Here is a 20,668-nt window from a genome sequence, read left to right on the forward strand (position 1 = left end):
CGCAAGGCCTGCCGTGCCCTGGTGGTTACTTCTTCTTTTTGGGGGCGATGACCATTATCAGTTGGCGTCCTTCCATCTTTGGATGCTGTTCAACAGAGCCATATTCAAGCAAGTCAGCTTCAACCCGCTTCAACAACTCCATACCCAGCTCCTGATGCGCCATCTCACGGCCTCGGAATCGCAATGACACCTTGGCCCTGTCCCCTTCACTCAGGAAACGTACCAGGTTGCGCAGTTTTACCTGGTAATCCCCTTCCTCCGTCCCTGGACGAAACTTGATTTCTTTAACCTGGATTTGCTTCTGGTTTTTCTTTGCAGCGGCGATCTGTTTCTTCTTTTCGAAGATCGACTTGCCGTAGTCCATGACTCGGCAAACCGGAGGAATCGCATCAGCAGAAATCTCTACCAGATCCAGCTTGGATTCTTCGGCGATTCTAAGCGCTTCATCAATCGAGACGATGCCAATTTGCTCGCCTTCAGCGCCAATTAACCGAACCTCGCGTGCCGAGATATTCTCGTTGATCGGGGCTTTCGGGGCAGCTCGTTTATCTTGTCTCATTTCACGCTTAATAATGATTACTCCACATCTTGGCGACCACGCCGGGAAACCGCCTGCGCGAGAAATTCAGCGAATTGAGCGACGGGCATCGAGCCCAGATCAGCACCTTCACGGGTACGCACGGCGACAGTTTGCATCTCTACCTCCCGATCTCCGATAACCAAGAGATAAGGAGCCTTGAGCAAAGTATGCTCGCGGATTTTAAAGCCAATTTTTTCGTTTCTCAAGTCAGACTTGGCACGGAAACCGCTTTGGCTGAGTGTTTTTTCCACTTCCAAGGCAAATTCGGCCTGCTTATCGGTGATATTCATCACCACAGCCTGAGTTGGCGCCAGCCAAGCTGGGAACGCGCCTTCGTAATGCTCGATGAGAATTCCGATGAACCGCTCAAAGGAACCAAGAATCGCTCGGTGCAACATAACCGGATGCTTACGGCTGTTGTCCTCGCTGACGTACTCGGCACCCAAACGCACTGGCAAGTTGAAATCGAGCTGCAGGGTACCACACTGCCAGACCCTACCCAGACAATCCTTCAGCGAGAATTCGATCTTTGGTCCGTAGAAGGCACCTTCGCCAGGCTGCAGGTCATAAGCCAGCCCCGCACTGTCAAGGGCCGACGCCAATGCAGCCTCAGCGCGATCCCACAACTCGTCAGAGCCAACGCGCTTGTCCGGGCGAGTCGAGAGCTTGAGCTGAATATCGGTAAAGCCAAAATCCTCATAGACCGCCAAGGTCAGCTTGATGAAGTCGGCGGACTCAACCTGCATCTGCTCTTCAGTGCAGAAGATATGCGCATCGTCCTGCGTAAAGCCGCGCACACGCATGATGCCGTGCAGCGCGCCGGACGGCTCATTACGGTGACAGGCACCGAACTCGGCCAGACGCATCGGCAGCTCGCGGTAGCTCTTCAGGCCCTGATTGAACACCTGCACATGGCACGGGCAGTTCATCGGCTTGATCGCGTAATCGCGGCTTTCCGACTCAGTGGTAAACATGTTTTCGGCGTAATTGGCCCAATGCCCGGACTTCTCCCACAGCGAGCGATCTACCACCTGCGGGGTCTTGATTTCCAGGTAGCCATTCTCGTGCTGCACCTTGCGCATGTACTGCTCAAGGACTTGATAGAGGGTCCAACCATTGGGGTGCCAGAACACCATACCCGGCGCTTCTTCCTGGGTATGAAACAGATTCAGGCGTTTGCCGATCTTACGATGGTCGCGCTTCTCGGCTTCTTCGATACGCAGGACGTAGGCGGCCAACTGCTTCTTGTCGGCCCATGCTGTGCCATAGATGCGCTGTAGCTGCTCATTCTTGGCATCGCCACGCCAGTAGGCGCCGGACAGCTTGGTCAGCTTGAACGCCTTGAGGAAACGCGTGTTCGGCACGTGCGGACCCCGGCACATGTCGACGTATTCTTCGTGGTAGTACAGGCCCATGGCCTGCTCATCCGGCATGTCTTCAACCAAGCGCAGCTTGTAGTCCTCGCCACGGGAGGCAAAGACATCGATCACTTCGGCGCGCGGAGTCACCTTCTTGACCACGTCGTAGTCTTTTTCGATCAGCTGCTGCATGCGCTGCTCGATAGCTGCCACGTCATCCAGTGTAAAAGGACGCTCGCTGGCAATGTCGTAATAGAAACCTTCTTCAATAACCGGACCGATCACCATCTTGGCAGTCGGAAACAGCTGCTTGACGGCATGACCAATCAAGTGCGCACAGGAGTGGCGAATAATCTCTAGCCCCTCCTGATCTTTCGGCGTGATGATCTGCAGGGTTGCGTCGCTGTCGATCAGGTCACACGCATCAACCAACTTGCCATTGACCTTACCGGCCACCGTGGCCTTGGCCAGACCAGCGCCAATGGATTGCGCCACCTCGAGTACGGATACCGGGTGATCGAACGTACGCTGACTGCCGTCGGGAAGAGTAATGATGGGCATGGCGCCTCCTCTCCTAGTGGTGACCTCTACCAAAGGCCACATGGGTTGGGATGAGCCAGTAAGCGATTCGGCGGTATGCCTGCCTTACAGTGGCAGGAGCTTGTTAAGCCAACCAAAACTGAACCGGGGTCACTGGAGGTTAATACGCATTAAGCAACGACCGGATGCTTCCAGAAAGCCTTAGCACTGGCAAGCCGCCCAATAAAAAAGGGTCGCCGAGGCGACCCTTTTTATCGAATTGGTAGGCACAATTGGATTCGAACCAACGACCCCCACCATGTCAAGGTGGTGCTCTAACCAACTGAGCTATGTGCCTCCGATGGGTGCGCATTCTACGGAGGCGCTAAAAAGAGTCAACACTTTTTTATCTAACTGTCTGAATAAATGAATTTTTTACTGTTCATCGCGGCGTTTAATATTTCGCACGGGACACTAGCCGGGCATTTTCAACTCGGGTAGCATCAGTGCATCCGTAAAAAATAAAGAACAGAGGTTGCAATATGGCGCACACGGCTTACCCACAATCTTATTACGCTGCCTCAGCCAACCCGGCTCCACCGCGCCCGGAGCTACATGGCGACGTGGAAACGGACGTCTGCATCATCGGCGCAGGGTACACCGGCTTGTCCACGGCCATAGCCCTGCTCGAAAGCGGCTTCAAGGTGAGTATTGTCGAGGCTGCAAAAGTCGGCTTTGGCGCCTCCGGCCGTAACGGCGGTCAAATCGTTAACAGTTACAGCCGCGACATCGACACCATAGAGCGCACCGTGGGCCCCAAGCAGGCACAGCTATTAGGCCAAATGGCGTTCGAAGGCGGGCGGATCATCCGCGAGCGAATTGCCAAGTACGATATCCAGTGCGACCACAAAGATGGTGGTGTGTTCGCTGCAATAACACCCAAGCAGATGGGCCACCTGGAAGCGCAGAAGAAGCTGTGGGAGCGCTACGGCCACACTCAACTGGAGTTGCTGGACGCCAAACGCATCCGCGAAGTTGTGGCGACCGACAGCTACCTCGGCGGCATGCTCGACATGAGCGGCGGGCACATCCACCCGCTCAATCTGGCGCTTGGTGAGGCCGCTGCAGTTGAATCCCTGGGCGGAGTGATTTACGAACAATCCCCGGCCATTCGTATCGAGCGCGGCGCCAACCCGGTGGTGCATACCCCCAACGGCCGAATCAAGGCCAAGTTTGTGGTGGTTGCCGGTAACGCTTACCTGGGTAATCTGATCCCCGAACTCTCGGCCAAGTCGATGCCCTGCGGTACTCAGGTCATTACTACGGAGCCGCTGTCAGACGAGGTAGCAAAGAGCCTACTACCGCAAGATTACTGCGTCGAAGACTGCAACTACCTGCTCGACTACTACCGCCTGAGTGGGGATAACCGCCTGATCTTCGGTGGCGGCGTGGTCTATGGGGCGCGTGACCCGGCCAACATCGAGGCGATCATCCGGCCGAACCTGCTCAAGACCTTCCCGCAGCTCAAAGACGTGAAGATCGATTACGCCTGGACCGGCAACTTTCTACTGACCCTGTCGCGCCTGCCTCAGGTCGGCCGCCTTGGCGACAACATCTACTACTCACAGGGTTGCAGCGGCCATGGCGTGACGTATACCCACCTGGCGGGCAAGGTGCTGGCCGAAGCGCTGCGTGGCCAGGCTGAGCGCTTCGATGCCTTCGCCGAACTGCCGCACTACCCCTTCCCCGGCGGCCAACTGCTGCGCATCCCCTTTACGGCAATGGGCGCCTGGTACTACAGCCTGCGCGACAAGCTCGGCTTCTAGCCACTTGCCCGGACAAAGCAACGGCGCCTTATGGCGCCGTTGTTTTGTCTGCTCACTCAGTTAGCTTGCGGGCAGACCAGGGGAGACGAGCACTGCTGCGCTGCCCCACCAGTGGCGGGCTTCACCCCTGCGGCAAAGCGCTGATCGTCCGGAGCTAGCCGCTGAGCACAAGCCCTCGCCTGCTCGCCTGCCTGCGGGCAACCACGATCGACCAGCACCTGCGACAGATTAAACCAGCCTGCAGCGAAGTCTGGCTGCTGCGCCAGACTTTGCCGTAAAGCCTCTTCGGCCCCCAGCGAATCGCCGCTGGCATGGCGACTATTGGCCAAGGCAAACCACCCCAGAGACTCAGCCGGCCATTGCTGGGTGGCGCTGCGATAGGCACGCTGCGCGGCAGCAACCCGCCCGGTTTCCTCAAGGTCGCTGGCCGCCTTAAGCCACGGCCGCAGCTCAGCCTGAGCCGGCAGCGTATCCGTCGGCAAGGTCAAAACAGCCCAACGCCCACCGCGCGCCCACGTCTTATCGAAGCTGCTGAAGCTGGTCATTGCGCGCCGCGTGGTACCCGAGCGCAAGATCAAGGTCCGTTCACGCTGGTCATAGCCGACTACCACAGCGAAGTGCCAGAGCGGGTACCAGTCATAAGCCAGGTTTTGCAAGACCAACACCGGATTACCCGCCGCCACCTCGCCAAGTATTGCCTGCAGGTTCGGTTGCAGTGGGTACACCAGCATGTCGTGTGTACGCGCGGCCGCCACCATCTCGACTTGCAGGCTACCGCCACGCGCCGGAATAAACACCTTGTCCTTGAGCAGACCGGGGCTGGTCACGACGCCGCGCTGATTGAGCATCGTCGCTAGCGCCGCCGGCCCGCATTGATAGGCGCTCTGCGGAAAAAACGGCACATCGCTCAGCTCTACCCGTTCAGGCAAACGCGACGTCTCGGGTGGCAACACCGGAGACTTCGCGCAAGCGGCAAGCAGAAGTGTCAGAACGAGTAGCGGGACATACCTACCAATCAACGATTTATGCACTTGACGAAACTGAACACATTAGTTGCACAGAGCATGTCGGTAATGATGAAGACCACCAGAAACAACACGATGACCCCAACAACACCAGCACCTGCTGGCGCTTCTGACAGCTGCTGATTGAACTGTGCCAGTTCGGCACTGGTCAGGCTGTTGATACGGTCTTCCACTTGAACGCGGTCAACCCCCATGCCCAGCAATTTTTCCTGGACACCCTGCTCATCGAGCATGCTCAGCAATTGCTGCCTATCGACTTGCTGCTGTTGCTCGGCCAGCACCTCACCGGTGCCTATCATGGCCGCGTTAGCCAAGGGCATTTGGACAATCATCAAAACGTGAAACACCGCCAACATGGCAGCCATACGACGGAAGAACGAATAATTGTGCATTCAGGTTATCTCCTTGATGAACCGTATCTCTAGAACAGAACAGCTTGAATAGGTTCAATCTCAACATAATCAATATAACGCATGTAACTGTCTCGCGCTCATCGCCCTCACAAGAGGGTTGTATCGCGCAGCATCTGACTGACCACCGCGCGCAACTTGCCAGGCTTGACCGGTTTATTGAGCAACGGCATACCCATGCGCTGCAACTCTCGGCGGCACTGGTCGCTGCGGTCCGCCGTGATCATCACCGCAGGAATCGGCGCGCTGAAATGCTCCCGTAAATACGCCACCACATCGCAACCCTGCACATCATGATCAAGGTGAAAGTCCGCCAGAATCAAATCTGGGGCCTGCCCTTCAAGCGCTTGGACGGCAGCATCCTGATCGATAGCTGTTACCACCACGCAGCCCCACTGCTCAAGCAGCGCCGCCATGCTGTGCAGGATACTCAGCTCGTTATCCAGCACCAACAGGCGCCGCCCCGGCAGAGGATCACCGACTAACGGCTGAACCGATGAAACCACCGGTGGCGCACTCATGCCCCGCACTGCCAACGGCACCCGAATGGAAAAAACCGAACCGCGCCCAGGCTGCGAGCGCACCTCGACCGGGTAGCCCAGCATGTGTGCGATGCGCTCGACGATTGCCAGACCCAACCCCACCCCTCGACGCTCTGCAGCGCGCCCTACATTCAGCTGGTTGAATTCCAGAAAGATGTTTCCCAGCTGATCCTCGGATATCCCACGGCCGGTGTCCCAGACCTGCAGGTCGAGGAAATCACCACGTTTTCGCACGCCCAAGAGGACGCGGCCGTGCTCGGTATAGCGGCAGGCGTTGCTCAGGAAGTTGCGCAGGATGCGCGTCAGCAGGCGGAAATCCGTGCTGATCGTATAGTCGGGAATTCGCGTCCTCAGGCGCAAACCCTCGGCAGCGGCCACCGACTGAAACTCGGACGCCAGAGGCGCCAACAGATCCTGCAGACGATATACATCAACATCCGGCTTAATCGCCGCCTGATCGAGCTTGGAGATATCGAGCAAGTCAGTGAGCAGGTCCTCGGCGCCCTCCAGTGCCTGGTGGCTGCGCTCGACCAGATTATGCTCAGCAGCCGGCAAGCTGCGCTCGCGCAGGGTGGAGATCAACAGACGCGCAGCGTTAAGTGGCTGCAACAGATCATGACTGGCGGTTGCCAGGTACTTATCCTTGCTGTGGTTGGCAGCTTGCGCGGCATCACGCGCCTCGCGTAGCTCCTGCTCGATGCGCTTGCGCTCGACGATCTGTTGCAACAGGTTGCGGTTGGCTTCCTGCAACTCGACAGTGCGCGCCTTGACCCGCAGCTCCAGCTCTTCATTGAGCAATTGCAAGCGCTGCTGCGCCAGCTTGCGCTCGGTGATATCAGCGACGAAACCCTCAATGAGGCCATCTTCACCAGGCTTGAGCAGTAAGTTCATCAAGACATCAATGGCGCTGCCGTCCTTGCGGCGTAACTGGGTTTCATAGCCAAACAGCCCGGGAGCATGCTCCAGCACCTGGCGAATATGCTGCAACTCCTCACGACCACCCACGAACAGGTAGTTGGCCAGATCGGTCAGCGACCACAACACCTCGTGTGGATCGTCATAACCCAGCATCCGCGCCAAAGCTGGATTGGCTGAGCGCAGGCCCTCCTGCAGACTGGCCTGGAAGATGCCGTGTACCGCGTGCTCGAATAGCCACTTATAGCGATTACGCTCGGTTTCCAGGTCTTCCAGACGCGCCAGCAACTCCGGGTAATGGCTCTTGCGCACCGAATGACTGCCCAGCCCGAGCAGTTCGGTGAGCGCCTGGCGCTGCTGATCAGAGGGCTTCGGCATAGACGACCTCGACATCGCGCTGGGTCGAATCCCTCGGGTTGGTAAGAATGCAGGGGTCCTGCATGGCATTGCGTGACAGGAACGGGATGTCCGAGCTGCCCACGCCATGCAGCGCGAGGGTTTCATGGAAGCCAACGGCGTGCTTGAACTGAATCAGGTGCTCGACCAGGCGCAGGCGAATTTGCGGATGAGTGAGGCCGCGGGTGTCGACGCCGAGGGTTTCGGCCACCATTTTGAAGCGCTCCGGTGCGGCCTTGTAGTTGAACGCCACCACATGCTCGACCAATACCGCATTACACAGACCGTGCGGCAGATCGAGGAATCCACCCAGGCTGTGCGACATCGCATGCACCGCGCCAAGGATGGCATTGGAAAAGGCCAGACCGGCTTGCATGCTGCCAAGCATGATCTTCTCGCGCAGGGCGATTTCATTCGGGTTAGCGATCATTGCTACCAGGTTGCCATTGATCAGGCGCATGGCTTCGAGCGCGTGGGAATCGGTCAAGGGTCCGGCGCCAGTGGACACGAAGGCTTCGATCGCGTGCACCAGCGCATCGATGCCGGTACAGGCCGAGAGGAACGGGTCCATGCTCAGAGTGGTTTCCGGGTCAATCAGCGAGACGTCGGGCACCGCCCCCTTGCTGACGATGGAGAACTTCATCCGCTCATCCTGATTGGAGATGATCACGAACTGCGAGACATCTGCCGACGTACCGGCAGTGGTTGGAATCAGGATCAGCGGCGGGCTCGGTACACGCAGGGTATCCACCCCCTCGAACTCGATGATATTGCGGCCATGGGCAACCGCAATGCCGATGCCCTTGGCGCAGTCCATTGGGCTGCCACCGCCCACCGCTACGATCACGTTGCAGCCCTGGCTGCGGTAAAGCTCGGCGCCGAGCATCACCTCTTCGCAGCGTGGGTTGGGCGATACCTGGGTGTACAGGCAGTGCTCGATGCCCTGCCGCAATAGGCTGGCCTGCACATCAGCCACCCAACCGGCAGCTTGCACCCCTGGATCAGAAACCAACAGGACCTTGCGCGCACCGAAGTTACTGGCGTAGTTGCCCACGCTATGCCGGCAACCAGCACCAAAGACAATTTCCGGCGAGACGAATTTACGATGAAGACTAATATCGGGGCTCATGCCACGGCCTACTGCTTGTTATTTTGACTACCGGGCAGCGTACTGCATTCGCCTGCCAATGCAATGCTCCTGCAGTCGCCAGACTCATGCGAGCAACACCAGGGACGCTGGTTGTCAGGGTATTGACCATGAAATCCGCAAACCCCTACAAAATACTGACCAGGCGCCCCACCACACCCGCGGGCGAGACCTGGACCGACTCACGACGTCAGCAGCTGCCGATAAAAGCGCCACTCATGCTCCAGAGCATGAGCCATGTTCGTCGCCTGGCGAAAACCATGACGCTCTTGCGGGTACAGGTGGTATTCCACGGGTACGCTGCGCAGCCTTAGCGCAGCGACCATCTGCTCGGTCTGCGCCGGCAACACTACCGCATCCAGGCCGCCCTGAAAAAAGATCACCGGCGCGGTGATCCGGTCGGCGTGCATTAGCGGCGTGCGCTCCCGATAGCGCTGAGCATCGCGCAGTGGATCGCCGATCAGCCAGTCCAGATAATCAGCCTCAAACTTGTGCGTCACCTTGCGCAAAGCCAGCGGATCACTGACCCCATAGAGACTCGCACCGCCGCGAAACCGCCGACTGAAGGCCAGGGCGCATAATGCCGTGTAGCCGCCGGCACTGGCACCGCGAATAAATGCACGTGCGGGATCGATCAAACCACCGGCGGCCAGGTGCGCCACCGCCGCCTCGGCGTCCGCCACCTCGATACACCCCCACTCGCCCGCCAGGCGCAGCCGATAGGCACGCCCATAACCGCTGCTGCCGCGATAATTGAGGTCGAGCACAGCGAAGCCGCGTAGCGTCCAGAAAGGAATGCGCGGATCGAACACCGGATAGCAGGCAGAAGTGGGTCCGCCGTGCAGAAACACCAGCAACGGCGGCTTCTCGGCTAGCCCCGCTGGCGCATAGAAAAACCCATGACTGCGTTCGCCCTCACCGACCGGACAGCTAAACGGCTGCGGCATGGGCAGGTACTGTTTGCCCAATGGCGGCTCACCACCGACAAGAATGCGCACCACCCCACTGTCACGGCTGATGGCCAGAATCGCTGGCAGACGATCCGGCGCCCCGGCAATGCAGTAAAAATGTTCGGCGTCTGCGGCCAGACAGCGAAAGCGGCTGAAGCCCGAGGCCAGACGCCGCTCGCCCGGCGACGCAGGGCCGCCGTGACCATGCACATCAGTGGTGCTCTCGCTGAAAGCATCGGTGCGCGCAGCGCACCCTACGGCCCGTTCAAGCAGCACGCCGAAGCCCTGCTCGAAACGGCTCAGCAGCATGTCACCCGACTCGAGTGGCAGGTAGGTACAGCCGCCCAATTGCCAGGGCGCCGGCGCATGATCGTAGGGTGCGGCGTACGCGCTGGCCGCCGCAGACGAAACATCCGTAGCGCACACCGGCTGCCACCAGCCGTGGCGGTCGGAGAGCACCCAGAGCCGGCCATCGGCAGCGAAGCGCGGCTGCTGCAGAGACTGGTCGTTAGCATCGCCGGCCAGAACCCGCTTGGCGCCCTGCCCCTCACGCAAACACAGGCGAGTGGCAACCCAGGGTTGATAGGGCCTGTCCCACTCGATCCAGGCCAACTGGCGACCGTCGGCACTGGCAACCGGGCCGGCATAGAAGTCGGCGCCTTCAACCAGCACCCGCCGACTGCCGTCCAGACCGATGCGCACCAGGCGGTGGATCACCCCGGCCGCCTCATGACTTTCCTCCACGGCTAGGAGCGCCTGCCAGACCGAGACAAAGGACAGATCGCCGTAACGGCAATCCGGGCGGGTGGTCAGTTGCTGGGGCGGCGTCGATAATTCTCGACCAAGGCCGCTCCCACAAGGCAGCAGATAGATCTGCTGGTCAGTCTCGTTGACGAACGCCGCACCCTGCTCGGTGGCGCAGCAGGCGCCGCCGCCGTACTCGTAGACGCGGCTGCGCACGGAAAAATCCGCCGGGGTCAGCTCGCGCACCTCGTCGTCACGCCAGAAGAACAGACCGCAGCGTGCCTGCTGCGGATCGAAAGCCACCCACAGCAAGCCACCATGAGCGGCATGCAGTTCGGCGAAATCGCCACTGGCGGCTGCGGCCTGGACGGCATTCCAAATACCCTCGGCCTGTTCGGTGCGCCTCATGCGCCCTAGGCCTTGCAGATCAGCTTGGAGGCCTTCTCGTTGCGAAATACCAGGTTCTCCAGCGCTCCGGGCGCCTGCTCGGCCTCTTCGCGCGCGGCGAGGATGATGCCGTGGTGCGCCGACTTGCTGCACACCGGATCGGCGTTGCTGGCGTCGCCCGTGAGCATGAAAGCCTGACAGCGGCAGCCACCGAGGTCCTTGGCCTTTTCGTCACAGGAGCGACACGGCTCGGGCATCCAGTCGTCACCACGAAAGCGGTTGAAACCGAAAGAGTCGCGCCAGATGTGCTCAATACTGTGCTCGCGCACGTTGGGAAACTGCACCGGCAGCTGGCGCGCGCTGTGACACGGCAGCGCGGTGCCATCCGGCGTGATATCGAGGAACAGGTTGCCCCAGCCATTCATGCAGGCCTTGGGCCGTTCCTCATAGTAATCCGGGGTGACGAAGATCAGCTTGCATGGGTGGTTCTCAGCCGCCAGCTTGGCGCGCCATTCGTTAGTGATGCGCTCGGCACGCTCCAACTGGGCGCGAGTCGGCAACAGGCCCGCACGGTTGAGCTCGGCCCACCCATAGAACTGACAGGTGGCCAACTCGACGAAGTCCGCTTCCAGCTCCAGACACAGCTCGATAATTCGCTCGATATTGTCGATGTTGTGCCGGTGGGTAACGAAGTTCAGCACCATGGGATAACCAGCCGCCTTGACTGCCCGGGCCATCGCCAGCTTCTGGGCGAAGGCCTTCTTCGAGCCGGCCAGCATATTGTTCACTTCCTCATCGGCAGCCTGGAAGCTGATCTGGATATGATCCAGACCGGCCTCGCTGAAACTGGCGATGCGCGCTTCGCTCAAACCGATGCCGGAGGTAATCAGATTGGTGTAATAGCCCAGGTCCCGCGCCGCCTTGATCAGCTCGGCCAAATCCTGGCGCACCAGCGGCTCGCCACCGGAAAAGCCTAATTGCGCGGCACCCAGCGCGCGCGCCTGACGAAACACCTCGATCCACTCAGCAGTAGTCAGTTCCTGACCTTGCTGAGAAAAATCCAGCGGGTTGGAGCAGTACGGGCACTGCAACGGACAGCGATAGGTCAGCTCGGCCAACAGCCACAACGGTGGACCGGGTTCATGCCCAGGCTTACTGCAACTCGATCCAGAACTGAGCATTGGCTACCTCCATAAAGGCCAGGATGTCTTCATCGAGCCCCGGCACATCCGGGAAGCGCTCGCTCAACGTATCAATGATCTCACCGACGCTGTGCGTACCATTGACCTGCTGGAGGATTTCCCCGGCGCTGTCGTTGAGTTTGATCATGCCTTCCGGATAAAGCAGCACGTGGCAGTTTTGCACGGGCTCGAACTGCAGACGAAAGCCACGGCGCAACGTGGGGATCTTGCTTGCAAGGGACTGACTCATACACTCGACTCCGCAGTGGTGCGCGCCGCGCACCCTAAGAGGGATACGCCGGCCGTAGGGTGCGCCAGGCGCACCAGTAGACGGCTGCTCACAGCGCGATCCCCTTATGCCAGACCCGTTCAGTCGTCACCGAATGGTAAGGCGCTCGTTCCAGCTCATAGGCCATGCTCATGGCATCAAGCATGCTCCACAACACATCCAGTTTGAACTGCAGGATCTCCAGCATGCGTTGCTGGCCCTCATAGGTCGTGTAGTGCTGCAAGGTGATGCGCAGGCCGTGCTCGACATCGCGGCGCGCCTCTTTCAGGCGTTTGCGAAAGTAGTCATAACCGCTGGCATCAATCCAGGGGTAATGCTGCGGCCAGGCATCCAGGCGCGACTGATGGATGGTAGGTGCGAACAGTTCGGTCAACGAACTGCTGGCTGCCTCCTGCCAGCAGGCACGGCGGGCGAAGTTGACGTAGGCATCGACCGCGAAGCGCACCCCTGGCAACACCAACTCCTGGGACAGCACCTGCTCTCGATCCAGCCCTACAGCTTCGGCCAGGCGCAACCAGGCTTCGATTCCGCCCTCCTCGCCGGGTGCGCCATCGTGGTCAATAATGCGCTGCACCCACTCACGGCGCGTGTCGCGATCCGGACAGTTGGCCATGATCGCCGCATCCTTCAACGGGATATTCAGCTGGTAATAGAAACGGTTGGCGACCCAGCCCTGAATCTGCGCGCGACTGGATTGACCGGCATACATCGCGCGGTGGAAAGGGTGATGAATGTGGTAATAAGCGCCCTTGGCGCGCAACGCCTGCTCGAATTCGGCGGGGCTCATGGCGGTCTGGCTCATCGCAGCTCTCCGGTGCTCTTGTGGTCTGCCTTCGGTGCGCACGGCGCACCCTAAAGATTGATGCTCATACCGTCCCAGGCGACGTCTATGCCGTGGGCGCACAACTCAGCGCGCTCAGGCGAGTCGACATTGAGGATCGGATTGGTGTTGTTGATATGAATAAGGATCTTCTGCTTTGCCGACAGGCCGTCAAGCACCTCGATCATGCCACCGGAACCGCTTTGCGGCAGATGACCCATTTCGCTGCCGAGCTTGTCGCCCACCCCGCAGTGACGCATTTCGTCATCGCGCCATAGGGTGCCGTCGACCAGCAGGCAATCGGCACGACGCATCCAGGCCAGCAAGGCATCGTCAACCTGCCCCAGCCCCGGGGCATAGAACAACGTGCCGCCCGTGCGCCGGTCCTCGACGAACAAGCCGATATTGTCGCCTGGGTGCGGGTTGCCGCGGTGCGGCGAATAAGGCGGAGCACTGCTGCGCAGGGCAATGGCGGTGATCGACAGGTTCGGGCAGGCCGGGATCGTGAACGGCACCCCGCCCAGCTCGATCAGTTGATGCTGCAGACCACCATTCCAGTGGTCGAGCATGGTGAACAGGGGAAATCCGCTGGTAAGGTCCTGATGCACCATCTCGGTACACCAGACCTTGTGCGGACAGCCTTCGCGCAGGGTCAGCAGACCGGTGCAATGATCGATCTGGCTGTCCAGCAGGATAATCGCGCCAATCGCCGTATCACGCGGCTTGCGTGCCGGCTGCAGGAGCGGAAAGGCTTCGATTTGCGCGCGGATATCCGGCGAGGCGTTGCACAGTATCCAGTTGACCCCATCGTCGGACAGGGCAATGGACGACTGGGTACGCGGCTGCGCATTCAGGCTGCCGTCACGCACGCCACGGCAGTTGTGGCAATTACAATTCCACTGAGGAAAACCACCGCCAGCGGCGGAACCGAGAATCTGGATATGCATGATGAGTTCCGGGTGAGATGCCCCGACAGGGCCGGGGCAAGGCGGATCAACGATTGGCGAAGTACATGGTGACTTCGAAACCAATGCGCATATCGGTGAAGGCGGGTTTAGTCCACATGGCGCGGTCCTCTTCTTATCAAAACCGGTGAATTCCGGCAGTGCTAGTTATGCACCCAGAACGCCCGCGACAGAATGGTACTTTGGGAGGAGATCGAGCTGGTATTGGTAGGTCTGCAGGGCAACCCATGCCTGACAGGGCATCGAGGCGTGGCATGCCGCGCTAAACGGCTACTTTCGGCGGCACAAAGAAAAAGGGCCTGCATCGCTGCAGGCCCTTCTATTTGTTGGTGCACTCAGGAGGATTCGAACCTCCGACCGCTCGGTTCGTAGCCGAGTACTCTATCCAGCTGAGCTATGAGTGCAAGTGGCGCTTTTTAACCAGATCACCGCTGGCTTTAAACACGACCTGCATTGCTGCAGGTCATCTTCAATATGGTGCACTCAGGAGGATTCGAACCTCCGACCGCTCGGTTCGTAGCCGAGTACTCTATCCAGCTGAGCTATGAGTGCACTGTCCGGGGCGCATTATAGGGTGAAAAATTTATCAATCAAGCCTGAATCAGATTAATTTCAACAACTTACTGATCAAAGCAGGACCACACCCTACAACACTGAATAATGGCGGAGAAGGGGGGATTCGAACCCCCGACACCCTTATGAGATGTACTCCCTTAGCAGGGGAGCGCCTTCGGCCACTCGGCCACCTCTCCGCAACACGGGGCGTATAATACTCATAAACGCCCCGCTTGCAAAGCCAAAAATCAGATAAAAATTAATGGCTTGGTTCTTCGTCCTTCTCCTTCTGAATGCGCTGGTAAATTTCCTCACGATGCACGGCTACTTCCTTCGGCGCGTTAACGCCAATGCGCACCTGATTACCCTTCACGCCCAACACGGTGACAGTGACCTCGTCACCCACCATCAGGGTCTCACCGACCCGGCGAGTTAGAATCAGCATTCCTTTCTCCTCACGGATTTAAGTCCAATACAGCAGTCTGCAAAAAAGCAAATGGTGGCGGCCCCCTACAGCTCAAACGAGGCCTTCACCCAAGTATTGACTAGTGTGGACAGAAAGAAAGTCCATCCACGCCAACCAAAAAGACAAAAGGCGCGCAAATAGTGCGCGCCTTTTGGGCAATGCCGTCAATCACCCTGTCGGGCGGGGGCATCCAATTCGAACGCAGTGTGCAAAGCACGCACTGCCAACTCCAGGTATTTCTCCTCGATGACCACGGACACCTTGATTTCCGAGGTAGAGATCATCTGGATATTGATGTTTTCCTTGGCCAACGCCTCGAACATCCGGCTGGCAACCCCCGCATGGGAGCGCATACCGACGCCGACGATAGAAACCTTGGCAATCTTGATGTCGCCAACCACTTCACGCGCACCCAGCTCACGCGCGGTATTTTCCAATACCTGCTGCGCGGCCTGGTAGTCGTTGCGGTGCACGGTAAAGGTGAAATCGGTGGTGTTATCGTGCGCCACGTTCTGCACGATCATGTCGACTTCGATATTGGCGGCACTGACCGGGCCGAGAATCTTGAACGCCACGCCCGGGATGTCCGGTACGCCACGGATAGTCAGCTTGGCTTCGTCGCGATTGAAAGCGATGCCGGAAATAATCGGCTGTTCCATGGATTCCTCTTCATCAAGGGTAATGAGGGTACCCGGACCCTCTTTAAAGCTGTGCAATACGCGCAGCGGGACGTTGTATTTGCCGGCGAATTCCACCGAGCGAATTTGCAGCACCTTGGAACCCAGGCTGGCCATTTCCAGCATTTCTTCAAAGGTGATCTTTTCCAGACGCTGAGCCTGAGGCACCACACGCGGATCAGTGGTGTAGACACCATCGACATCCGTATAGATCTGGCACTCGTCAGCCTTCAGTGCGGCCGCCAGGGCCACACCGGTGGTATCGGAGCCACCACGCCCGAGCGTGGTGATATTGCCGTGCTCATCCACCCCTTGGAAGCCTGCAACCACGACCACGCGCCCAGCCTTGAGGTCGGCACGCAGTTTCTGGTCATCAATCTGCAGGATACGCGCCTTATTGTGCGCGCTATCGGTGAGAATACGCACCTGATTACCGGTGTAAGACACCGCCGGCACACCACGGCGAATCAGCGCCATGGTCAAGAGGGCAATGGTCACCTGCTCACCGGTGGACAACATTACGTCGAGTTCACGCGGCACCGGCTGATCATCGCTCGCCTGTTTGGCCAGTTCGATCAATCGGTTGGTTTCACCGCTCATGGCGGAAACCACGACCACAATGTCATCGCCGTTTTCGCGGAATTTCTTCACCTTCTCGGCAACCTGCTGAATACGCTCAACAGTGCCGACGGAGGTGCCGCCAAATTTCTGTACGATCAAAGCCATTTCAAAGCCGCCTCAGCCCGTGAAGGGCGCCCATTAAACAGTCAACTCAATACACTACCGGGCGTAGTGCCGAGCCTGGTGCTCGCACTCGCCCAGATCGATGCTTACAGACCTTGCTCGGTAAAGGTCACGGCCAGCGCCAACGCGCCATCCAGCGCGCCAGCATCAATACCGCCACCCTGCGCCATGTCCGGACGACCGCCGCCCTTGCCACCGACTGCTGCTGCAGCCTGCTTCATCAGATCGCCGGCCTTGAGCTTGCCAGTCAGGTCCTGGGTCACGCCGGCCACCAGCACGACCTTGTCGTCCTGCACGCCGCCAAGCAGGATCACTGCGCTGCCAAGCTTGTTCTTCAACTGATCGACCATGGCCAGCAAGGCCTTGCCATCCCGGCCATCAACCCGCGCACTGAGCACCTTGATGCCCTTGACCTCGACAGCAGAGCCGGCCAGATCGTTCCCGGCGGCGCTGGCGGCCTTGGCCTTGAACTGCTCCAGCTCTTTCTCCAGCTGACGATTGCGCTCCAGCATGGCAGTCAACTTGTCCAGCAGGTTGTCGCGGCTGCCCTTGACCAGTGCCGCGGCCTCTTTCAACTGTTCTTCAGCGGCATTCAGATAAGCAAAAGCAGCTGCACCGGTGACCGCCTCAATACGTCGCACGCCCGCCGCCACACCGCCTTCGCTGGTGATCTTGAACAGGCCGATGTCACCGGTACGGGATACGTGAGTGCCGCCACAGAGCTCGACGGAGAAATCGCCGCCCATGCTCAATACGCGCACCTGATCGCCGTATTTCTCGCCGAACAGCGCCATGGCGCCTTTCTGTTTGGCGGTTTCGATATCGGTTTCGACGGTCTCCACAGCGCTATTGCTGCGCACCTGGGTGTTGACGATATCTTCCAGGGCCTTCAACTGTTCCGGCGTGATCGCCTCGAAGTGGCTGAAGTCGAAACGCAGACGCTGGCTATCGACCAGCGAGCCTTTCTGCTGCACATGCTCGCCAACCACCTGACGCAAGGCGGCGTGCAACAGGTGGGTCGCCGAATGGTTGAGTGCAGTGGCCTGACGCACATTGGCGTCAACTTCGGCCTTGATCGAAGCACCTACGCTCAGGCCGCCCTTGCTGACGATGCCGTGGTGCAGAAAAGCGCCACCGGCCTTGGTGGTGTCACGCACATCGAAGCGTACGCCGGCACCCTCAAGGAAACCGCAGTCGCCCGCCTGACCACCGGATTCAGCATAAAACGGCGTCTGGTCGAGGACCACCACGCCCTCCTCGCCTTCACTCAGGCTGTCGACCGCCTTATCACCCTGGAACAGCGCGATGATCGCACCGCTGCCGCTGGTGCCGCTGTAGCCGAGGAAACGCGTGTCGCTATCGACCTTGACCAGGGCGTTGTAATCCATGCCGAACGAACTGGCCGAACGGGCGCGCTCGCGCTGGGCCTGCATCTCGCGCTCGAAACCTTCTTCATCCAGGGTCAGCTCGCGCTCACGGGCGATGTCGCCGGTCAGGTCCATCGGGAAGCCGAAGGTATCGTACAGTTTGAAGATCACATCGCCCGGAATCACCGTGCCTTTGAGCTCAGCCAGATCCTGTTCGAGAATCTTCAGGCCCTGCTCCAGGGTCTTGGCGAACTGCTCTTCTTCGGTTTTCAGCACGCGCTCGATATGCGCCTGCTGCTGTGTCAGTTCCGGGAAAGCTTCACCCATTTCGGCCACCAGCGCGGCAACAATCTGGTAGAAGAAACTGCCCTTGGCGCCCAGCTTGTTACCGTGACGGCAGGCGCGACGGATGATGCGGCGCAGCACATAGCCACGGCCTTCGTTGGACGGGGTTACGCCGTCGGCAACCAGGAAGCCGCACGAGCGGATATGGTCGGCCACCACTTTCAGCGAAGCCTGGCCTTCGTTGGCGCAGCCGATGGCCTTGGCCGCGGCGTTGAGCAGGCTCTGGAACAGGTCGATCTCGTAGTTCGAGTTGACGTGCTGCAGCACCGCACTGATGCGCTCCAAGCCCATACCGGTGTCCACGCTCGGCGCCGGCAGCGGGTGCAGCACGCCATCCGCGGTGCGGTTGAACTGCATGAACACGTTGTTCCAGATCTCGATGTAGCGGTCGCCATCCTCTTCCGGGCTGCCGGGTGGGCCGCCCCAGATGTGCTCGCCATGGTCGAAGAAAATCTCGGTGCAGGGGCCGCACGGGCCGGTATCGCCCATGGTCCAGAAGTTGTCGGAGGCGTATGGCGCACCTTTATTGTCGCCAATACGGATCATCCGCTCGGCCGGCACGCCGACTTCCTTGGTCCAGATGTCATAGGCCTCATCGTCGGTCGCGTAGACGGTGACCCAGAGTTTGTCCTTCGGCAGCTTCAGCCAGTTTTCGCCGGTGAGAAACTCCCAGGCGAAGTGGATGGCATCACGCTTGAAATAATCACCGAAGCTGAAGTTTCCCAGCATCTCGAAGAAAGTATGGTGCCGTGCGGTGTAGCCGACGTTTTCCAAGTCGTTGTGCTTGCCACCGGCACGCACGCACTTCTGGCTGGTCGCGGCGCGGGTGTAGGCGCGCTTTTCCAGGCCCAGGAAGCAGTCTTTGAACTGGTTCATCCCGGCGTTGGTGAACAGCAGCGTCGGGTCATTGCCCGGAATCAGGGAGCTGGAAGCGACACGGGTGTGCCCCTTCTCTTCGAAGAAGCTGAGGAAGGCTTCACGGATTTCTGCGCTTTTCATAGGATCATCCACGGAAACAGGCGGCCACTGCAAAGCCGGCAAAGGGCCGCATTATATCGGGCCTGGGCTATGGGGCTAGTACCTTTATTAATAGATGAGGGCAATGCCGACAAGCAAATTGCTGCACGGACGTTGTAGCGCGTCTTATTCAAGCAGCCAGGCTGATCACCAGCCGCACAACATGTAGGAGCCAGCTTGCTGGCGATCATGCCAGTGCTATCGCCAGCAAGCTGGCTCCTACGGGGGTCGCCTGACAGGATCCGTAATCCCGCCCCAGCCTAGCGCCGGAAGGCGGCAAAGGTCTCGAGTATCCGCCCGATATCCTCGGCGCGAACATCCAGGTGCGTAACCATGCGCAGGCGCGGCGCAGCCGTCAGCTTGACCCCGCGGTCGGCGCAGAAAGCCTTGAGTGCGCCGGCCTGTTCGCCAACCTGGGCATAGACCATATTGGTCTGCACCGGCTCGACCGAGTAACCCAAGCTGCGCAGCCCGGCAGCCAGCCGATCGGCATTGGAGTGATCTTCGGCCAGGCGCGCCACCTGATGCTCCAGGGCATAGAGTCCAGCGGCAGCCACGATGCCGGCCTGGCGCATGCCGCCGCCAACCATCTTGCGCCAGCGCCGCGCCCTGCCAATCAACTCGTCGCTGCCGCACAACACCGAGCCAATTGGCGCGCCAAGGCCCTTGGACAGGCAGACCGAAACCGAATCGAAATATTGGGTGATCTCCTGCGCCGGCACGCCCAGCTTGACCGCCGCGTTGTACAGCCGCGCGCCATCCAGATGCAGGGCCAGGCCACGTCTGCGGGTCAACTCGCGGGCAGCCGCCAAATAACTCAACGACAGGACCTTACCCTGCATGGTGTTTTCCAGCGCCAGCAGGCGAGTGCGGGCGAAGTGGAAGTCGTCCTGTTTGATGGTCGCCTCGACCTTGGCCAGGTCCAGCGAGCCATCGGCTTCGCCCTCGATCGGCTGCGGCTGGATCGAGCCCAGCACCGCGGCGCCGCCGCCCTCGTATTTATAGGTGTGCGCCTGCTGGCCGACGATGTATTCGTCGCCTCGCTCACAATGGGCCATCAGGCCGAGCAGGTTGCTCATGGTGCCGGTCGGCACGAACAGCGCGCGGGCAAAGCCCAATTCAGCGGCCAGATAGCGCTCCAGGCGATTGACCGTAGGGTCCTCGCCGTAGACGTCATCGCCCAGCTCGGCCGCCAGCATGGCCTCGCGCATACCCGGAGTCGGCTGAGTGACGGTGTCGCTACGCAGGTCGATGATGGCCATGAACGGTTCCCTTTAACGTGACGAAAAACCCGATGCTAAGGCGCCCCTGGCATGGGAACAAGGTACAGATGGGTCAATATATCCCCCGTAGGGTGCGGCGATACCCATGGCGGCCGGGCCCAACCTGGGTTTTGCGTGCGCCCGGCCGGGCTGGACATGCGGGAGCGGCTACCCCCGTAGG

The 20,668-nt window shown here is 59.6% G+C and carries 17 protein-coding genes and 4 tRNA genes; 1 reads left to right on the top strand and 20 read right to left on the bottom strand.

The features are described from left to right. Positions 1-25 precede the first annotated feature (25 nt). The 3 genes from infC to Q8K09_RS06110 form a co-directional block, all read right to left on the bottom strand. Positions 26-577, bottom strand: a complete 552-nt coding sequence (gene infC, locus Q8K09_RS06100) for a translation initiation factor IF-3 (protein WP_238041854.1) — start codon at positions 575-577, stop codon at positions 26-28. Continuing rightward, positions 577-2,499, bottom strand: a complete 1,923-nt coding sequence (gene thrS / locus Q8K09_RS06105; protein WP_305254082.1) for a threonine--tRNA ligase — start codon at positions 2,497-2,499, stop codon at positions 577-579. The genes infC and thrS overlap by 1 nt, the downstream gene beginning before the upstream one ends. A gap of 239 nt (positions 2,500-2,738) precedes the next feature. After that, positions 2,739-2,815 (bottom strand) — tRNA-Val (locus Q8K09_RS06110). Between the two features lie 184 nt (positions 2,816-2,999). On the opposite strand from Q8K09_RS06110, the gene Q8K09_RS06115 reads away from it, so the two are divergent. Further along, the gene (locus tag Q8K09_RS06115; protein ID WP_305254083.1) at positions 3,000-4,283 is read left to right on the top strand and encodes an FAD-binding oxidoreductase; all 1,284 of its coding nucleotides are present in this window, start codon (positions 3,000-3,002) and stop codon (positions 4,281-4,283) included. Between the two features lie 56 nt (positions 4,284-4,339). On the opposite strand, the gene Q8K09_RS06120 is transcribed toward Q8K09_RS06115, so the two are convergent. The 17 genes from Q8K09_RS06120 to ltaE all read right to left on the bottom strand — a co-directional run bounded on the left by Q8K09_RS06120 (position 4,340) and on the right by ltaE (position 20,487). Next, the gene (locus Q8K09_RS06120) at positions 4,340-5,263 is read right to left on the bottom strand and encodes a PA2778 family cysteine peptidase (RefSeq protein WP_305254129.1); all 924 of its coding nucleotides are present in this window, start codon (positions 5,261-5,263) and stop codon (positions 4,340-4,342) included. Positions 5,264-5,298: 35 nt separating this feature from the next. Beyond that, the gene (locus tag Q8K09_RS06125; protein ID WP_305254084.1) at positions 5,299-5,700 is read right to left on the bottom strand and encodes a PA2779 family protein; all 402 of its coding nucleotides are present in this window, start codon (positions 5,698-5,700) and stop codon (positions 5,299-5,301) included. Between the two features lie 107 nt (positions 5,701-5,807). After that, positions 5,808-7,553 carry a NahK/ErcS family hybrid sensor histidine kinase/response regulator gene (locus Q8K09_RS06130; protein WP_305254085.1) on the bottom strand — a complete coding sequence of 582 codons (1,746 nt, stop codon included), beginning with the start codon at positions 7,551-7,553 and terminating at the stop codon, positions 5,808-5,810. Then, positions 7,537-8,700 carry an alcohol dehydrogenase-like regulatory protein ErcA gene (gene ercA, locus Q8K09_RS06135; protein WP_305254086.1) on the bottom strand — a complete coding sequence of 388 codons (1,164 nt, stop codon included), beginning with the start codon at positions 8,698-8,700 and terminating at the stop codon, positions 7,537-7,539. The genes Q8K09_RS06130 and ercA overlap by 17 nt, the downstream gene beginning before the upstream one ends. A gap of 200 nt (positions 8,701-8,900) precedes the next feature. Then, positions 8,901-10,820, bottom strand: coding sequence for a prolyl oligopeptidase family serine peptidase (locus Q8K09_RS06140; RefSeq protein ID WP_305254087.1), 1,920 nt, complete (start codon positions 10,818-10,820; stop codon positions 8,901-8,903). Positions 10,821-10,825: 5 nt separating this feature from the next. Further along, positions 10,826-11,980 (bottom strand): pyrroloquinoline quinone biosynthesis protein PqqE, encoded by a 1,155-nt coding sequence (gene pqqE / locus Q8K09_RS06145; protein WP_305254088.1) that lies wholly within the window; start codon positions 11,978-11,980, stop codon positions 10,826-10,828. Beyond that, positions 11,952-12,230 carry a pyrroloquinoline quinone biosynthesis peptide chaperone PqqD gene (pqqD, locus tag Q8K09_RS06150; protein WP_305254089.1) on the bottom strand — a complete coding sequence of 93 codons (279 nt, stop codon included), beginning with the start codon at positions 12,228-12,230 and terminating at the stop codon, positions 11,952-11,954. Before pqqD ends, pqqE begins: the two co-directional genes overlap by 29 nt. Positions 12,231-12,318: 88 nt before the next feature. After that, positions 12,319-13,071, bottom strand: a complete 753-nt coding sequence (pqqC, locus tag Q8K09_RS06155; RefSeq protein ID WP_305254090.1) for a pyrroloquinoline-quinone synthase PqqC — start codon at positions 13,069-13,071, stop codon at positions 12,319-12,321. Between the two features lie 50 nt (positions 13,072-13,121). Next, positions 13,122-14,036 (bottom strand): pyrroloquinoline quinone biosynthesis protein PqqB, encoded by a 915-nt coding sequence (pqqB, locus tag Q8K09_RS06160; RefSeq protein ID WP_305254091.1) that lies wholly within the window; start codon positions 14,034-14,036, stop codon positions 13,122-13,124. 46 nt (positions 14,037-14,082) lie between these two features. Then, complete coding sequence (pqqA, locus tag Q8K09_RS06165) at positions 14,083-14,154, bottom strand: pyrroloquinoline quinone precursor peptide PqqA (protein WP_003284930.1); 72 nt, start codon at positions 14,152-14,154, stop codon at positions 14,083-14,085. A gap of 227 nt (positions 14,155-14,381) precedes the next feature. Next, positions 14,382-14,458: transfer RNA gene (locus Q8K09_RS06170), tRNA-Arg, on the bottom strand. Positions 14,459-14,529: 71 nt separating this feature from the next. Then, positions 14,530-14,606: transfer RNA gene (locus Q8K09_RS06175), tRNA-Arg, on the bottom strand. A 109-nt stretch (positions 14,607-14,715) separates the two neighbouring features. After that, positions 14,716-14,806: transfer RNA gene (locus tag Q8K09_RS06180), tRNA-Ser, on the bottom strand. Between the two features lie 62 nt (positions 14,807-14,868). Then, a complete protein-coding gene (csrA, locus tag Q8K09_RS06185; RefSeq protein ID WP_010490393.1) occupies positions 14,869-15,054 on the bottom strand; it encodes a carbon storage regulator CsrA in 186 nt (61 codons plus the stop codon). 185 nt (positions 15,055-15,239) lie between these two features. Further along, the gene (locus tag Q8K09_RS06190; RefSeq protein ID WP_305254092.1) at positions 15,240-16,478 is read right to left on the bottom strand and encodes an aspartate kinase; all 1,239 of its coding nucleotides are present in this window, start codon (positions 16,476-16,478) and stop codon (positions 15,240-15,242) included. A 104-nt stretch (positions 16,479-16,582) separates the two neighbouring features. After that, positions 16,583-19,207, bottom strand: a complete 2,625-nt coding sequence (gene alaS, locus Q8K09_RS06195) for an alanine--tRNA ligase (protein ID WP_305254093.1) — start codon at positions 19,205-19,207, stop codon at positions 16,583-16,585. A 278-nt stretch (positions 19,208-19,485) separates the two neighbouring features. Beyond that, complete coding sequence (gene ltaE / locus Q8K09_RS06200) at positions 19,486-20,487, bottom strand: low-specificity L-threonine aldolase (protein WP_305254094.1); 1,002 nt, start codon at positions 20,485-20,487, stop codon at positions 19,486-19,488. Positions 20,488-20,668: the final 181 nt, after the last annotated feature.

Source organism: Pseudomonas sp. (genome assembly GCF_030683065.1).
Taxonomy (GTDB): Bacteria; Pseudomonadota; Gammaproteobacteria; order Pseudomonadales; family Pseudomonadaceae; genus Aquipseudomonas.

Bases quoted from the DNA above. Each gene is read 5' to 3' on its own strand.
- csrA (WP_010490393.1), bottom strand. From the start codon at position 15,054: ATGCTGATTCTAACTCGCCGGGTCGGTGAGACCCTGATGGTGGGTGAC.
- Q8K09_RS06125 (WP_305254084.1), bottom strand. From the start codon at position 5,700: ATGCACAATTATTCGTTCTTCCGTCGTATGGCTGCCATGTTGGCGGTG.
- pqqD (WP_305254089.1), bottom strand. From the start codon at position 12,230: ATGAGTCAGTCCCTTGCAAGCAAGATCCCCACGTTGCGCCGTGGCTTT.
- Q8K09_RS06130 (WP_305254085.1), bottom strand. From the start codon at position 7,553: ATGCCGAAGCCCTCTGATCAGCAGCGCCAGGCGCTCACCGAACTGCTC.
- thrS (WP_305254082.1), bottom strand. From the start codon at position 2,499: ATGCCCATCATTACTCTTCCCGACGGCAGTCAGCGTACGTTCGATCAC.
- Q8K09_RS06190 (WP_305254092.1), bottom strand. From the start codon at position 16,478: ATGGCTTTGATCGTACAGAAATTTGGCGGCACCTCCGTCGGCACTGTT.
- pqqC (WP_305254090.1), bottom strand. From the start codon at position 13,071: ATGAGCCAGACCGCCATGAGCCCCGCCGAATTCGAGCAGGCGTTGCGC.
- ltaE (WP_305254094.1), bottom strand. From the start codon at position 20,487: ATGGCCATCATCGACCTGCGTAGCGACACCGTCACTCAGCCGACTCCG.
- pqqE (WP_305254088.1), bottom strand. From the start codon at position 11,980: ATGCTCAGTTCTGGATCGAGTTGCAGTAAGCCTGGGCATGAACCCGGT.
- ercA (WP_305254086.1), bottom strand. From the start codon at position 8,700: ATGAGCCCCGATATTAGTCTTCATCGTAAATTCGTCTCGCCGGAAATT.
- Q8K09_RS06115 (WP_305254083.1), top strand. From the start codon at position 3,000: ATGGCGCACACGGCTTACCCACAATCTTATTACGCTGCCTCAGCCAAC.
- pqqB (WP_305254091.1), bottom strand. From the start codon at position 14,036: ATGCATATCCAGATTCTCGGTTCCGCCGCTGGCGGTGGTTTTCCTCAG.
- alaS (WP_305254093.1), bottom strand. From the start codon at position 19,207: ATGAAAAGCGCAGAAATCCGTGAAGCCTTCCTCAGCTTCTTCGAAGAG.
- Q8K09_RS06140 (WP_305254087.1), bottom strand. From the start codon at position 10,820: ATGAGGCGCACCGAACAGGCCGAGGGTATTTGGAATGCCGTCCAGGCC.